This is a genomic window from Burkholderia sp. BCC1998, from assembly GCF_905339875.1.
GTDB lineage: Bacteria > Pseudomonadota > Gammaproteobacteria > Burkholderiales > Burkholderiaceae > Burkholderia.
In genome coordinates this window covers 298233-312369 of the sequence record NZ_CAJPHE010000005.1, presented here as the reverse complement: position 1 = coordinate 312369, position 14137 = coordinate 298233, and the positions used below count along the sequence as shown (strand labels likewise).

At 66.7% G+C, this 14137-nt stretch carries 13 protein-coding genes; 6 read left to right on the top strand and 7 right to left on the bottom strand.

What is annotated here, in order from left to right; genetic code table 11:
* Positions 1–2 precede the first annotated feature (2 nt).
* The gene (locus U5A56_RS12190) at positions 3–1229 is read right to left on the bottom strand and encodes an efflux RND transporter periplasmic adaptor subunit (RefSeq protein WP_321922524.1); all 1227 of its coding nucleotides are present in this window, start codon (positions 1227–1229) and stop codon (positions 3–5) included.
* A 79-nt stretch (positions 1230–1308) separates the two neighbouring features.
* Here U5A56_RS12190 and soxR point away from each other — a divergent pair, with 79 nt between their 5' ends.
* Positions 1309–1785: a redox-sensitive transcriptional activator SoxR gene (soxR, locus tag U5A56_RS12185; protein WP_321922522.1), complete on the top strand. Its 477-nt coding sequence runs from the start codon at positions 1309–1311 to the stop codon at positions 1783–1785.
* Positions 1786–2004: 219 nt separating this feature from the next.
* On the opposite strand, the gene U5A56_RS12180 is transcribed toward soxR, so the two are convergent.
* A complete protein-coding gene (locus U5A56_RS12180) occupies positions 2005–2658 on the bottom strand; it encodes a TetR/AcrR family transcriptional regulator (RefSeq protein WP_124892734.1) in 654 nt (217 codons plus the stop codon).
* Between the two features lie 146 nt (positions 2659–2804).
* Here U5A56_RS12180 and U5A56_RS12175 point away from each other — a divergent pair, with 146 nt between their 5' ends.
* Together U5A56_RS12175 and U5A56_RS12170 are read left to right on the top strand one after the other, a co-directional pair.
* Positions 2805–4097 (top strand): NAD(P)/FAD-dependent oxidoreductase, encoded by a 1293-nt coding sequence (locus tag U5A56_RS12175; RefSeq protein ID WP_257769470.1) that lies wholly within the window; start codon positions 2805–2807, stop codon positions 4095–4097.
* Positions 4098–4141: 44 nt separating this feature from the next.
* The gene (locus U5A56_RS12170; protein ID WP_044846693.1) at positions 4142–4531 is read left to right on the top strand and encodes a DUF3331 domain-containing protein; all 390 of its coding nucleotides are present in this window, start codon (positions 4142–4144) and stop codon (positions 4529–4531) included.
* On the opposite strand, the gene U5A56_RS12165 is transcribed toward U5A56_RS12170, so the two are convergent.
* The gene (locus tag U5A56_RS12165) at positions 4528–5856 is read right to left on the bottom strand and encodes a dicarboxylate/amino acid:cation symporter (protein ID WP_044846692.1); all 1329 of its coding nucleotides are present in this window, start codon (positions 5854–5856) and stop codon (positions 4528–4530) included. The genes U5A56_RS12170 and U5A56_RS12165 overlap by 4 nt on opposite strands.
* A gap of 223 nt (positions 5857–6079) precedes the next feature.
* Positions 6080–7831, bottom strand: coding sequence for a gamma-glutamyltransferase (gene ggt / locus U5A56_RS12160; RefSeq protein ID WP_321922518.1), 1752 nt, complete (start codon positions 7829–7831; stop codon positions 6080–6082).
* Positions 7832–8199: 368 nt separating this feature from the next.
* Between ggt and U5A56_RS12155 the strand changes: the two genes are divergently transcribed.
* Entirely contained in the window at positions 8200–9078 is an 879-nt protein-coding gene (locus tag U5A56_RS12155; RefSeq protein WP_321922516.1) for a MurR/RpiR family transcriptional regulator, read from the top strand.
* A gap of 27 nt (positions 9079–9105) precedes the next feature.
* On the opposite strand, the gene U5A56_RS12150 is transcribed toward U5A56_RS12155, so the two are convergent.
* The 3 genes from U5A56_RS12150 to U5A56_RS12140 all read right to left on the bottom strand — a co-directional run bounded on the left by U5A56_RS12150 (position 9106) and on the right by U5A56_RS12140 (position 12553).
* The gene (locus U5A56_RS12150) at positions 9106–10452 is read right to left on the bottom strand and encodes an AAA-associated domain-containing protein (RefSeq protein WP_044846689.1); all 1347 of its coding nucleotides are present in this window, start codon (positions 10450–10452) and stop codon (positions 9106–9108) included.
* An 11-nt stretch (positions 10453–10463) separates the two neighbouring features.
* Positions 10464–12218, bottom strand: a complete 1755-nt coding sequence (locus tag U5A56_RS12145; protein ID WP_321922514.1) for an ABC transporter permease subunit — start codon at positions 12216–12218, stop codon at positions 10464–10466.
* An 80-nt stretch (positions 12219–12298) separates the two neighbouring features.
* A complete protein-coding gene (locus U5A56_RS12140) occupies positions 12299–12553 on the bottom strand; it encodes a hypothetical protein (protein WP_063927853.1) in 255 nt (84 codons plus the stop codon).
* Positions 12554–12797: 244 nt separating this feature from the next.
* Between U5A56_RS12140 and U5A56_RS12135 the strand changes: the two genes are divergently transcribed.
* Positions 12798–13742: a metallophosphoesterase family protein gene (locus U5A56_RS12135; protein ID WP_044846687.1), complete on the top strand. Its 945-nt coding sequence runs from the start codon at positions 12798–12800 to the stop codon at positions 13740–13742.
* A 47-nt stretch (positions 13743–13789) separates the two neighbouring features.
* Positions 13790–14131, top strand: a complete 342-nt coding sequence (locus U5A56_RS12130; RefSeq protein WP_044846686.1) for a cupredoxin domain-containing protein — start codon at positions 13790–13792, stop codon at positions 14129–14131.
* Positions 14132–14137: the final 6 nt, after the last annotated feature.

The following is a 14137-nucleotide window of genomic DNA, read 5'->3' as shown; positions in this document are numbered from 1 at the left end:
CGTTACCGTGCGGCCGGCGCGCCGGCGTCGGCCACGGCCACCGCCGCGGCCTGCGTGCCGCTGCCCGGGCCGGTGCCGGTGTCCGCATCCGCGCGTGCAGGCAGCACCTTCGGCTTCACCTGCGCACCCGGATAGTAGATCCGCTGCACGCCGTCGACGACCACGCGATCGCCCGGCTCCAGCCCCTTCTCGACGATCCGCTCGCCGTCCAGCGCACGGCCGATCGTGACGTCGCGACGCAGCGCCTTGTCGCCGGCGCCGATCACGTACACGTACTTGCGGTCCTGGTCGGTGAGCACCGCCTTGTCGTCGACGAGCAGCGCATCCTGGTCGCGACCGCTGACGAGCTGGACGCGCGCATAGAGGCCCGGCGTGAACGTGTGGTCCGCGTTCGGCAGCCGCACGCGCGCACGAATCGTGCCGGTTTGCGGATCGAGCCGGTTGTCGAGAAAATCGACGGTGCCCGCGTGCGGGAAACCCGTCTCGTTCGCGAGACCCACGCGCACCGGATCGGCGCCGATCGCGCGATGCTTCGGGTTGGCGCGCCGTGCGTTGTAGCGCAGGTAGCTCTGCTCGTCGCAGTCGAAATACACGTAGACGGGGTCTTGCGACACGACGGTCGTGAGCAGCGTGTCGTCCGCACGCGCGAGGTTGCCGGCGGTCGCGATCGCGCGGCCGACGCGCCCCGCGATCGGCGCACGCACCTCGGTGAAACCGAGATTGAGCTTCGCGTCGGCGACGGCCGCGTCGGCCGCCCGCAGGTCGGCGCGCGCCTGCTCGGCGGTCGCGCGCGCGTTGTCGAGTTCCTCCTGGGAAGTTGCATGCGCATCGATCAGTGTCCGCACGCGCTTGAGCTGCACATCGGCGAGGCTCGCGGCCGCGCGCGCCCGCTGCTGCTGTGCGTTCGCGCGGTCGAGCGCGATCCGGTACGGACGCGGATCGATCTCGAACAGCACCGCGCCCTGCGCGACGAGGTCGCCCTCCTTGTACGCGATGCGCTGCAGATAGCCGCTCACGCGCGGCCGCAGCTCGACCGCGTCGACTGCTTCGACGCGTCCGTTGAATTCGTCCGCGAGGCGGATCGTGCGCGGCGCGACGGTCGTCACGCCGACTTCGGGAAGCGGCTGGGCCGCCGTTTCGCCTTTGCCGTCGTGACAGCCCGACAACGCCAGCAGCAGTGCGCAGGCCGCGCCCAAAGGCGAGGTCCTGCGTAGGGATAAGGAGAGCATGATGCCTCGCGACGGGTTAAACTGCCGCGTAGCATAAAAGTTGAAGTTAACTTCAAGTCAAGCTTTCCCGGAGGGCGTCATGGGTATCGACGAAATCCCGCAATGGCCGCTGATGTCGATCCGCGAAGTGGCCGCGCGCAGCGGCGTGCCGGCATCGACGCTGCGTTTCTACGAGACGCGCGGGCTCATCAAGTCGCACCGCAACGGCTCGAGCCATCGCCACTATTCGCGCGCGGTGCTGCGGCTGATCGCGTTCATCGTGTTCGCGCAGAAGATCGGCTATTCGCTCGACGAGATCGCCGAACAGCTCGTGAGCCTGCCGGAAGACACCGCGCCGACCAACAAGGACTGGCAGCGGCTGTCGCGCGGCTGGAAACAGCGCGTCGCGAACCGGATCGAGGAACTGCAGCGGCTCTACATCAATCTCGACGAATGCATCGGTTGCGGCTGCCTGTCGCTGAAGCGCTGCAAGCTGACCAATCCCGAGGACCGCGCGGGACGCCACGGGCCGGGCGCGCGGCGCTGGCTCGGCGACACGCCGCCCGATCTCGACTGACGCATGCGCGGCGGCCGGTGCGATGCACGATGCCGCGCCGGCTTCCCGCGTCACCCGACCGGCCCGCCCCGCCGTTCACCGCGATCGCCGTGCCCGTGAGGGCGCCAGTCTGCCTGAATGTTGACGGTTGGTAACAATGGAAGTCCGAGCCCTGCCCGGCGTAAGGTCAATCGCGCCGGCGCGCCGGCCGGCTTCGCGTCGCGCGCGGCGCTCAGACGCTCAGACGCTCAGGATGCCGAGCGCGACGTCGAGCACGGCCTGCCGGAACGCCTCCTGCCGCGTGGGCAGCGACGTGAACTCCAGCATCATGTGGCTATACGACACCGTCGTGCCGACCGCGCTCGCGATCATGAAGAACAGCACGTTCGGATCGACCGGGCGGATCTCGCCGGCCTCGACCGCGTCGGCCAGCAGCGGAAACATCGCGTCGTGATACGGGCGCACGATCCGCTGCTGCAGGCAGTCGAGCCGCCCGCCCTCCTCGGTCGCTGCCGTCGAGAAGAACATGCCGATGTCCGGCTCCGCGAACTCGTGATCGACGCACAGCTCGATCGCGCGCCGCACGCGCTCGCGATGCGGCAATGACGACGTGCGCAGCGCGCGCAACGCGTCGAACAGCGGCTCGGCCAGGTCGACGATCTGCTCGACGACAGCCAGCCACAACGTCTCCTTCGCGCCGAAATGATGGGCGATCAGCGCCGCGTCGATGCCCAGCTCGCGCGCGACCTCGCGCACGCTCGTCGCGTCGTAGCCGCGCTTCGCGAACGTGCGGCGCGCGGCCCGCAATATCACGTCCGGTCCGACGGACGCCTCCGCCAGCGGCCGCCCGCGCGTACGCCGCTTCGACGGCGCGCGCTCAGTGACTTCAGCCACGTTTTCCTGCTCCCGTTGAATGAATCGAATGCCCGTGTCCGGGCCCCGGTTCGCGTCCGCGGAACCGGGTTGCCTGCCCGCTCCGTTGACACGCGAAGCCGGGAAGCGCTAGGATCATACCTTATTCATCACGTGATGATTTATTCATGACAACCCCTACTCGCATCGTGATCGTCGGTGGCGGCATCGCCGGATTGCAGCTCGCAACCCGCCTCGGCGAACGTCTCGGCCGCACCGGGCGCGCCCAGGTCACCGTGGTCGACCGCAGCCCGACCCATGTCTGGAAGCCGATGCTGCACACGATCGCGGCCGGTACGCGCGATGTGCAGCAACAGCAGGTGATCTTTCTCGCCCATGCGCGCGATCACGGCTACACGTACCAGCCCGGCGAATTGACGGGGCTCGATCGCGCGCGCCGTCGCGTGCAGCTCGGCGAGATTCGCTCGCAGGACGGCGAACGCGTGATCGACGCGCGCGAACTCGAATACGACGTGCTGATCCTCGCGCTCGGCAGCCAGGCCAACGATTTCGGCGTGCCGGGCGTGCGCGAGCACTGCTACTTCATCGACAGCCAGCGGCAGGCCGAAACCTTCAACGAAGCGCTGCGGATGCGCGTGTTCCGCAGCATCGCGCGCGACGAGCCGTTTCGCGTCGCGATCGTCGGCGCGGGCGCGACGGGCGTGGAGCTGGCGGCGGAACTGAGCCGGCTGCTGGAAGTGGCGCAGGCGTATGGCGACGCGACGGTGCGCGAGCGGCTGCGGCTCACGCTGCTCGAAAGCGGCCCGCGCATCCTCGCCGCATTTCCGCCGCGGATTTCCGCGTCGGCGCAGCGACGGCTCGAGCAGATCGGCTTTCACGTGCTGACGTCCACGCGCGTGACGGCGGCCGATGCGAACGGCTTCCACTACGGCGACGGTTCGTTCGCCGAAGCGGATCTGATGGTGTGGGCGGCGGGTGTGAAGGCGCCCGATTTCATGCAGGCACTCGGCGGGCTCGACACGAACCGCGCGAACCAGATCCTGGTCGGACCTACGCTGCAGGCCACGGCCGACGAGCACGTGTTCGCAATCGGCGATTGCGCGAGCCTGCAGCCCGACGGCCAGGAACGGCCGCTGCCGCCCACCGCGCAGGTGGCGACCCAGCAGGCCGAACATCTCGCGAAACACCTGCCCGCCTGGCTCGACGGCAAGCCGCTGCCGCCGTTCGCGTTCCACGATTTCGGCGCGCTCGTGTCGATCAGCGACTACGACGCGTTCGGCACGCTCGGCCAATTCGGGTTCTTCCGCGGCGGCTTCATCCAGGGGCGTTTCGCGCAATTCAGCCACCTGATGCTGTACCGGCGCCACCAGCAGGCGCTGCACGGATTCTCCAAGGCGACGCTGCTGTGGCTCGCCGAACGGATCAACGGCTGCGTGCAGCCGCGCATCCGCTTGTCGTGACGCCGCGTTTCGCGGCGTCGCCCAACGTTTCGAGGAAAGCAAAGATGAGCAACAGTGCAGTTGCCTGGCTCAGGACCGTCGCCGCGATCGGCAGCTTCGACATGCCGTCCGTATCATGGGCCGCCCCGCGACGGCGCAGCATCACGCGCGATCGCCTGCCGTCGTGGGATGCGACGAGCCAGCCGTCGATCAGCGTGCTCGAGCGGCCCACGGCCGACACCGTGATGATTTCGTGGTGCGACGCGTGCACCGGCCACTACGGCTACCAGAAGTGGCGGCTGTTCACGACGCGCAAGCGCGGCGTCTGCGCGCTGTCGGGGCGGCCGATCGCGCGCGGCGACAGCGTCTACGCGCCGCAACTGCTCGGCTCGGCGCCGGGCAACGCCGCCGCGATGGTGCTGGCGGCGTGCATCGACGAGGCGTGTGCCGCTTAAACGGACGTCGCCTGACCGGCACCATAGGCCGGATCGCGGTTCTGCCGTTCCAGTTCCGCGTCGAGATGCGCGGCATGCGCTTGTGCTTCGGACTCCGACATCAGCTCGCCCTCCCACTTCGCGACCACCGCGCTGGCGATCGAATTGCCGACCGCATTGGTGGCCGAGCGCCCCATGTCGAGGAACGTGTCGACGCCGAGAATCAGCAGCAGCCCCGCTTCCGGGATGTCGAACTGGTGCAGCGTCGCCGCGATCACGACGAGCGATGCGCGCGGCACGCCGGCCATCCCCTTCGACGTCAGCATCAGGACCAGCAGCATCGTGACCTGCGTGCCGAGCGACAGGTGAATGTTGTACGCCTGCGCGATGAACAGCGACGCGAACGTGCAGTACATCATTGAGCCGTCGAGATTGAACGAATAGCCCATCGGCATCACGAAGCTCGAGATCTTGCGCTTCACGCCGAAGCGGTCGAGCGCGTCGAGGATCTTCGGATACGCGGCTTCGGAGCTCGCCGTCGCGAACGACAGCATGAACGCTTCCTTGATCAGCACCAGCAGCTTGAATACGCGCGGCCCGAGGAACAGCAGGCCGGCGATCACGAGCGTGCTCCACAGCAGGAACAGGCTCACGTAGAAGTCGCCCATGAACACCGCGAACTTCAACAACACCGACAGCCCGTTGACCGCGACGGTCGCGGCCATCGCCGCCAGCACCGCGAGCGGCGCGAGCTTCATTACGTAGCCGGTGATCTTCAGCATCACGTGCGCCAGCTGGTCGATCGCGGCGACGAGGATCTTGCCGCGCTCGCCGAGCGCCGACAGCGCGACGCCGAAGAACATCGAGAACACGACGATCTGCAGGATCTCGTTGTTCGCCATCGCCTCGGCGATCGACTTCGGCACCATGTGGCTGACGAAATCCTTCAGCGTGAACTTGGAGGTCGCGAGATGCGCGGATGCGCCGATATCCGGCAGCGGAAGGCCGAGGTTCTCGCCCGGGCGCAGCAGGTTCGCCATCAGCAGCCCGAGCAGCAGCGAGATCAGCGACGCGGTGACGAACCAGCCGAACGCCTTCACGAACACGCGTCCCACCGACGAAGCGTCGCCCATGTGCGCGATGCCGACGACGAGCGTCGAGAACACCAGCGGGCCGATCACCATCTTGATCAGCCGCAGGAACACGTCGGACACGAGGGAGATGTAGCCGGCGATCTCGGTCGCGGACTGCTTGTCCGGAAACTGCGTATAGATCATGTAGCCGATGAAGATGCCGGCCGCCATCGCGAGCAAGATCCAGACTGCCGCAGACATTCGTTTGTTCATAACGGAACTCGACGCACGGAGCAGGAATGAAAAAAAATGCGCGCGTCAGTGCCGTGCCACGGCGCGCATTGCGGGTCGGTCGGGCCCGGCATTCCGGGCACCCGCCCCGCCCGATACTGCGGACGTCCGCGAACGGACGCGCTGTCGCTGCCCCGGCGCTCGCGCGATGGCGAACGCCGGGGCAACCGTTCAGCCTGGTGCAATCAGATCAAATCAGCTCACGTCAGTAGCCGATCGCCGAACCGGCCGGGCGGCGCGGATCGTTGACGCCGTAGATGTAGCCGACGCGCACGTTGCCCGACACCGACGAATCGTTACCGGAACTCTGATGGCTCACCGCCTCGGTGCCGGGCAGGCCGACCATGATCAGCTCGGCGGCGCCCCACGGCGTCTGCTCGACCATCTTGTAGCCCATGTTGCGCAGGATCGCGAGCGTGTCGGGCGACAGGCCGCGGGTCTCGTAATAGACCTGGTCCGGCAGCCATTGATGATGGACGCGCGGCGCACCGACCGCATCCTGCGGCGTCATCCCGTAGTCGATCACGTTCAGCACGGTCTGCAGCGTGATCGTGATGATCCGCGAGCCGCCCGGCGAGCCGACCACCATGAACACCTTGCCGTCCTTCTTCACGATCGTCGGCGCCATCGACGACAGCGGACGCTTGCCCGGCGCGATCGAGTTGCGCGTGCCCTGCACGAGGCCGAACAGGTTCTGCGCGCCGACCTTGACCGTGAAGTCGTCCATCTCGTCGTTCAGGAAGAAGCCCGTGCCCGGCGCGATCACCACCGCGCCGAAGCGGCCGTTGACGGTGTACGTGGTCGACACCGCGTTGCCGTCGCGGTCGATGATCGAGTAGTGGGTCGTCTCCGGCTTCTCGTGCACGCCGACACCCGGCTGCACGTCGACCGATGCCGTCGCCATGTCGCCGCTGATCTGCTTGCGGATCTCGGCCGCATACTGCTTGCTCGTCAGCTTCGCGACCGGATTGTCGATGAAGTTCGGGTCGCCCAGCAGCGTATTGCGGTCCTCGTACGCGTGGCGCATCGCCTCGGTCATGTAGTGGACCACCGACGCAGACTGGTAGCCGAACTTGCGCAGGTCATACCCTTCGAGCACGTTCAGCGTCTCGCACATCGTCACGCCGCCCGAGCTCGGCGGCGGCGCCGACACGAACTCGTAGCCGCGATACGTGCAGGTCAGCGGCGCCATGTCCTGCGCGCGATACGACGCGAAATCGGCCGCCGTGATCACCCCGCCGCCGCGCTTCGCCGCGGCTTCGACGATCTTCGGAATCTCGCCGTGATAGAACGCGTCGGGGCCCTGCTCCGCGATGCGCTCGAGCGTGCGTGCCAGGTCCTTCTGCACCAGGCGGTCGCCCGGCTGCAGCGGCGTGCCGTCCGGGCGCAGGAAGATGCGCGCGGCTTCCGGGTCCTTCCTGAAGCGCTCGATCGTCGTGTCGAGAATGTCCGTATCGCCGCGCGTCAGCACGAAGCCGTCGCGCGCGAGCCGGATCGCCGGCGCCATCACCTGCCTGCGCGTCAGCTTGCCGTACTTGCGCTGCGCGAGGTCGAGACCCGCGACCGTGCCCGGCACGCCGACCGCGCGATAGCCGTACAGGCTGTCGTCCGGAATGACGTTGCCGTTCGCATCGAGATACATGTTCGCCGACGCCGCGGCCGGCGCGGTCTCGCGGAAGTTGATGAAGCGGTCGCGGCCGTCGGCCAGGTGCAGGGTCATGAAGCCGCCGCCGCCGATGTTGCCGCAGCACGGATTGGTCACCGCTTGCGCGTAGCCGACCGCCACGGCGGCGTCCACCGCGTTGCCGCCTTCCTTGAGGATGTCGACGCCGATCTGCGACGCGAAGTGCTGCGACGACACGACCATGCCGTTCTTCGCTTCCACCGCGGGTTCCGAAGCGGCGAGCGCGCCTGCGCTGATGGCCGACAACAGGGTGAGTACGACGAGCCGCCTCATGACGGAATCCTCCAGACGAATGACCGGGCCATACCGGGATGCGCAACCGACTCGGAAGGCCGGACGACGCTGCTGATCCGGCATGTAATAAACCATACATTCCGGCGAGGCCGCGATCATAGCATCGGCATTTTCATGTCAAAACCTAGGGTAATTACTGAATTCCCGATGAATTTATGGAAAGGTTCCGATCGATAATGTTTAATACATTACATAATCAGCCGATTGACGACCCGAATGATGCGCCCCTCTAATCTGTGGCCTCACACGGTCCGCGGCGCGGCGATCGGCTAACATGCACGGCGTCGCCGGCAGACGCATGCCTGCCGTTTGTCATTCATTCAGATAAAAACAAGCCGGAGTGCCCGATGGGGACAAGCATCAGGGCGTTGCTGCTATCCCAGATGGATAGCTTCACGCCGTCGGAACAGAAGGTCGCGCACGCGCTGCTGGAGCGCTATCCGAGCCTCGGGCTCGGGCCGATCGCGAGCTTCGCGAAGCAAGCCGAAGTCAGCGACCCGACCGTGTTCCGCTTCGTCGTGCGCATCGGCTTCCCGAACTACTCGTCGTTCCAGCAGGCGCTGCACGACGAGATTGATACCGCGATGAATTCGCCGCTCGCGCGGATGGATGCGTTCCACTCGGAATCGGGGATGCGCGACAGCCATGCGGCGATCTTCCAGCGGCTCTCGCAATCGCTTGCCACCACGATCGAGGGACTCGACGCGGCGGCGTTCGACGAAGCGGTGACGCTGCTGGCCGATCCGGAAATCCGCGTGTTCTGCGGCGGCGGGCGTTATACCGCGCCGCTCGCGTCGCTGTTTTCGTTCACGCTCGCGTATGCGCGCCCGCATGTGCAGTACGTCGAGCCGAACCTGAATCTCTCGTCGGTGTCGCTGACCGACATGGGGCCCGGCGACGTGCTGGTCATTTTCGATTTTCGCCGCTATCAGAAAGACAGCATCCGGTTCGCGCAGGCCGCGCACCAGCTCGGCGTGCGCGTGCTGCTGATCACCGACGAATGGCGCTCGCCGATCAGCGCGTTCGCCGAGATCGTGCTGCGGATCCAGGGGCGCCCGTTCGCGATGCTGCAGACCAACGTGCCGGCGCTGGCGCTCGCCGAAGCGCTGGTGATCGGCGTGACGAACCGGCTTCCTGAGTTGGCGCGGCAGCGGATGGAAAAGATCGAGCGGCTCAGTGCGGGCGGCAGCGAGCAGGACGCGAATCAGCGGGATTTGCCCGAATGACGGTCGCGCGTCATTCGGGCGCGGACGTCAGCTCTCCACGTCCTCGAGACTGAACACTTCCGTCTTGTCGTTGTACGAAAAGACTTCGCCGTAACGCCCCCAGTCGATCACCGCATCGAGCGTTTCCTCCGCCGCCTCGTCCGACAGGAAATCCTCCAGCTCCTGCTCGAAACGCACGCGCGGCGCACGATGGCCCGGGCGTTCGTTCAGCACCTTCCGGATCCGCGCGGCGAGCGGCACGTGCTTCAGCAGGTGATCCGCGAACATCAGCTTGCGTTCCTGCGTGCCGAACTCCGCGAACACGCGCGCGGGCGGCGTCAGGAACACGTCGCCTTCGCGCACGTCGGCGAAACCGAGGTACTGCAGCACTTCGGCGATCGGAAACAGTTCGTCGACCTCCAGATGCAGCGTGCGCGCGATTTCCGGCATGTCCGCGCGGCCGTGATACGGCGCCATCGCGAGCGTCTCGATCAGGCCGGCCATCAGGTTGGTCGACACGCGCGGCATCCAGCTGCCGAGCTCGAGCCCCTTCTTCGTCGCCTCGCCGGTCTGACGCGCAGTCATCTTCGCGTAGATGTCGTCGACCAGCTTGCGGAAGTCGGGATCCAGCCGGTTGCGCGGATGCTTGAACGGCACCTTGATCTCGGCGATCACGCGGCCCGGGTTCGACGACAGCACGAGGATCCGGTCGCACATGAACACCGCTTCCTCGATGTTGTGCGTGACGATCAGCACCGACTTGATCGGCATGCGGCCTTGCGTCCACAGGTCGAGCAGGTCGGTACGCAGCGTCTCGGCGGTCAGCACGTCGAGTGCGGAAAACGGCTCGTCCATCAGCAGGATCGTCGGATCGACCACGAGCGCGCGCGCGAAGCCCACGCGCTGGCGCATGCCGCCCGACAGCTCGCGCGGATATGCGTTCTCGAAGCCGTCGAGACCGATCAGGTCGATCGCGGCGAGCGCGCGTTCGCGCCGCTCGCGCGCGCCGACGCCGAGCGCCTCAAGCCCGGCCTCCACGTTCTGCAGCACGGTCAGCCACGGAAACAGCGCGAAGGTCTGGAACACCATCGCGACGCCTTCGGCCGGGCCGCGCAGCGGCTTGCCGAGATAGGTCACGTCACCGCCGGTCGGCTCGATCAGCCCGGCGATGATCCGCAGCAGCGTCGACTTGCCCGAGCCAGAACGGCCGAGCAGCCCGACGATCTCGCCCTCGCGCAGCGACAGGTTCGCGTCGTCGAGCACGAGCAACTCGCCCTGCGACTTGTTGAAGCCGCGATTCACATGTTCGACGCGCAGGATTTCCTCGCCGAGGCGCGGCGGCTGAAGCGGCTGGGACGTCTGGACAGGGGCGTTGATTACGGTCTGGTTTTGCATCGCGCTTACTCTCAATCGAGACGGAGCCGGGATTCCGCATAGGCGTACATCGGACGCCACAGCAGACGGTTGAACAGGGTAACGAACAGGGACATCACGGCGATGCCCAGGATGATCTTCGGAAAGTCGCCGGCGGCGGTCATCTGTGCGATGTACGAGCCGAGGCCATGCGCGACGACCCTGGTGTCGCCCCACTGCACGAACTCCGACACGATGCTCGCGTTCCACGCGCCGCCGGATGCGGTGATCGCACCGGTCACGTAGTAAGGGAAGATGCCGGGCAGCATCGCCTGCCGCCACCACTGCCAGCCGCGAATGCGGAAGTTCTTCGTCGCTTCCTTGTAGTCGTTCGGATAGGACATCGCGCCGGCGATCACGTTGAACAGGATGTACCACTGCGTGCCGAGCACGATCAGCGGCGACAGCCAGATGTCCGCGTTCAGATGGAAGTGGACGATCACGATCACGAACACCGGGAACAGCAGGTTCGCCGGGAACGCGGCGAGGAACTGCGCGAGCGGCTGGATCTTCTCGGCCAGCGCGGGGCGCAGCCCGATCAGCACGCCGAGCGGCACCCAGACCACCGACGCGATCGCGATCAGCACCAGCACGCGCAGCAACGTGATCAGCCCGAGCACCAGCACATGGCCGACCTCGGCCGTCGTCACGCCGGTCGCCACGAAGCTGACCACACGCCACCCGACGTACACGGTCAGCAGGATCACGAACGCGCCCCACACGATATCGCCGACGCGCGACGAACCGCGCGCCGACGTGCCGCGCGAGCGCTTGCCCGTGAGCGCCGGCACGCGCAACGGAATCCGCGCGGCCTGCGACAGCAGCCAGCCGGCCGGCACGAGCAGCTGGTGGATCAGGTGCGTGCGGCGCAGCATGTCGAGCAGCCAGGACTGCGGCGCATCGCCCGACGCGGTGTTCTCCATCCGGAACTTGTCGGCCCACGCGACGAGCGGGCGGAACAGGAACTGGTCGTACGCGAGGATCACGACCGACATCGCGACGATCACCCAGCCCACCGCGCCGAGGTTCTTGTCGGCGATCGCCTGCGCGAGATACGCGCCGATGCCCGGCAGCGTGATCGTCTGGTTGCCGACGGTGATGGCCTCCGACGCGACGACGAAGAACCAGCCGCCCGACATCGACATCATCATGTTCCAGATCAGCCCCGGCATCGAGAACGGCACTTCGAGCTTCCAGAAGCGCTGCCACGGCGTCAGGTGGAAGCCGCGCGACACTTCGCTCAGGTCGCGCGGCACCGTGCGCAGCGACTGGTAGAAGCTGAACGTCATGTTCCACGCCTGGCTCGTGAAGATCGCGAAGATCGCCGCGAGCTCGGCGCCGAGCACGCGGCCCGGGAACAGTGCGAGGAAGAACGTGACCGTAAACGAGATATAGCCGAGCACCGGCACCGACTGCAGGATGTCGAGGATCGGGATCAGCACCATGCCGGCACGGCGGCTTTTCGCGGCGAGCGTGCCGTATACAAGCGTGAATACCAGCGACGCGACCATCGCGGCGAGCATCCGCAGCGTGGTGCGCAACGCGTATTCGGGCAGGTTCGACGGGTCGAGCGAGATCTTCTGCGTCTGCAGCACGGCGATCGGCGCCATCGTCTGATGAAAGCCGACGATCGCCATTGCGAGTATGCCGATGATCAGCGGAAACGCGACCGCATCCCAGCGGTTGGGGAGCACGCGCCACGCGGACGCGTTGGCGGTGCGATTCGGATCGAAGAAACTGATATCCATCGGTAGCGTCTTGGTCGAATTGAAAATCGATGGGATCGGCCGCGTGACGCGCGGCCGGATGCGCCGTTAGCCGGCGCGGCTCAGAACGGCTTGTGGCGCGCCCGGTACAGGACCGCCGAACGCGCGATCGACGCAGGCAAGACCAGCACCCGCGCGACGGCGGGCAGCATGATCGGCAGGACCGAACCCTCCTTGACCGGACCGGGATCCGCGCTCAGCTGAACGCCGACGTAGACGACGCCGCAGGCAACGATCGGCAAGAACGGCGCGAAGCCGATGGTGCGCGTGCGATGACCGCCCGCACCGCTGGTTTCCGTTGCCGCGAGATTCGGCATGAGGGGCTCCGGAGAAGTGATTCGGTGTCGCAGGCTATCGGGCGGACATGACGCAAACGTGACGTGTCACTTACAGGACATTGACAGGTCATCCGCCGGTGGTCCGTCATTGCGCCGCAAGCCGCGAGCAACCTCGCAACGCGCGGGAATAAATCCGCCGCCGCAGCGGTATGGCATACGAAGGCGCCGGCTTATTCCAGGACGATCCGGCCGTCCGGTTCCGTCACACGAATGCGAGGCTCACATGTCTTCATCGAATCCCACCCGCCCGTCGCGTCGCAAGGCCCTGCAATGCATGGCGTTCGGCGGCCTCGGCACGCTGTTTACACTGTCGGGCGGCATCCTGACGCCGTTCGACCTCGCGCTCGCGCAAAGCGGCGCCGCACTCCCCGCGGACAAGGGCCGGCCGCTGTTCGTGCAGATCAGCGACACGCACATCGGCTTCAACAAGGACGCGAATCCCGACGTCGCGGCCACGCTGCGGCAGACCATCGAGCTCGTCAACGCGATGCCTGCCACGCCCGCGCTCGCGATCCATACCGGCGACATCACGCACCTGTCCAAGGCAGCGGAGTTCGACCAGGCGTCGCAGCTGCTGTCCGCGCTGCGCGTGCCGGAGCTGCATACGGTTCCCGGCGAACACGACGTGACCGACGGCTCGGGCGCCGAATATTTCAGCCGCTTCGGCAAGGCGTCGGACAACCGCGGCTACTACAGCTTCGATCACGCGGGTGTGCACTTCGTCGCGCTCGTCAACGTGATGCACTTCAAGCCGAACGGACTCGGCAGCTTCGGCGACGAGCAGCTCGCGTGGCTCGCGCAGGATCTGAAGGGGCAATCGTCGAGCACGCCGATCGTCGTGTTCTCGCACATGCCGATGTGGACCATCTACGAGCCGTGGGGCTGGGGCACCGGCGACGCACCGCAGACGATGGCGCTGCTGCGCCGCTTCGGCTCGGTCACCGTGCTGAACGGGCACATTCACCAGATCGTGTCGAAGGTCGAAGGCAACGTGACGTTCCACACCGCGCGCTCCACCGCGTTCCCGCAGCCGACCGCCGGCAACGGCCCCGGCCCGGTGCCGCTCACCGTGCCGCGCGACCGGCTGCCCGCGATGCTCGGCGTGACGACCGTCGACTTCGCCGGCCATCCCGTGGCGGCGTCGCTGCGCGACACGACGCTGGCCTGATCCCTCGCCTGATCCCTCGCCCGATTCCGCTACGCAAGGAGACCGACATGACCTTCCTCAAGCCCTCGACGCTGCTGGCGGCGCTGACCCTGTGCGCGGCCGCCGCCGGCACGCCGCTCGCCGCATTCGCGCAACCCCCGGCCGGCCCGCTCGTGACGATCCACAACTTCATGTTTTCGCCGATGTCGACCACGATCAAGGCCGGCACGACGGTCACGTGGAAGAACCTCGACGCGGAACCGCATACCGTCGTCAACGACGCGGGCATCTTCCATTCGAACGCGCTCGACCAGGACGAGACCTACTCGTTCCGCTTCGACAAGCCGGGGGTCTACAAGGTGTTCTGCGGGATTCATCCGTACATGAAGGAGACCATCACCGTGGAATGACGCGGC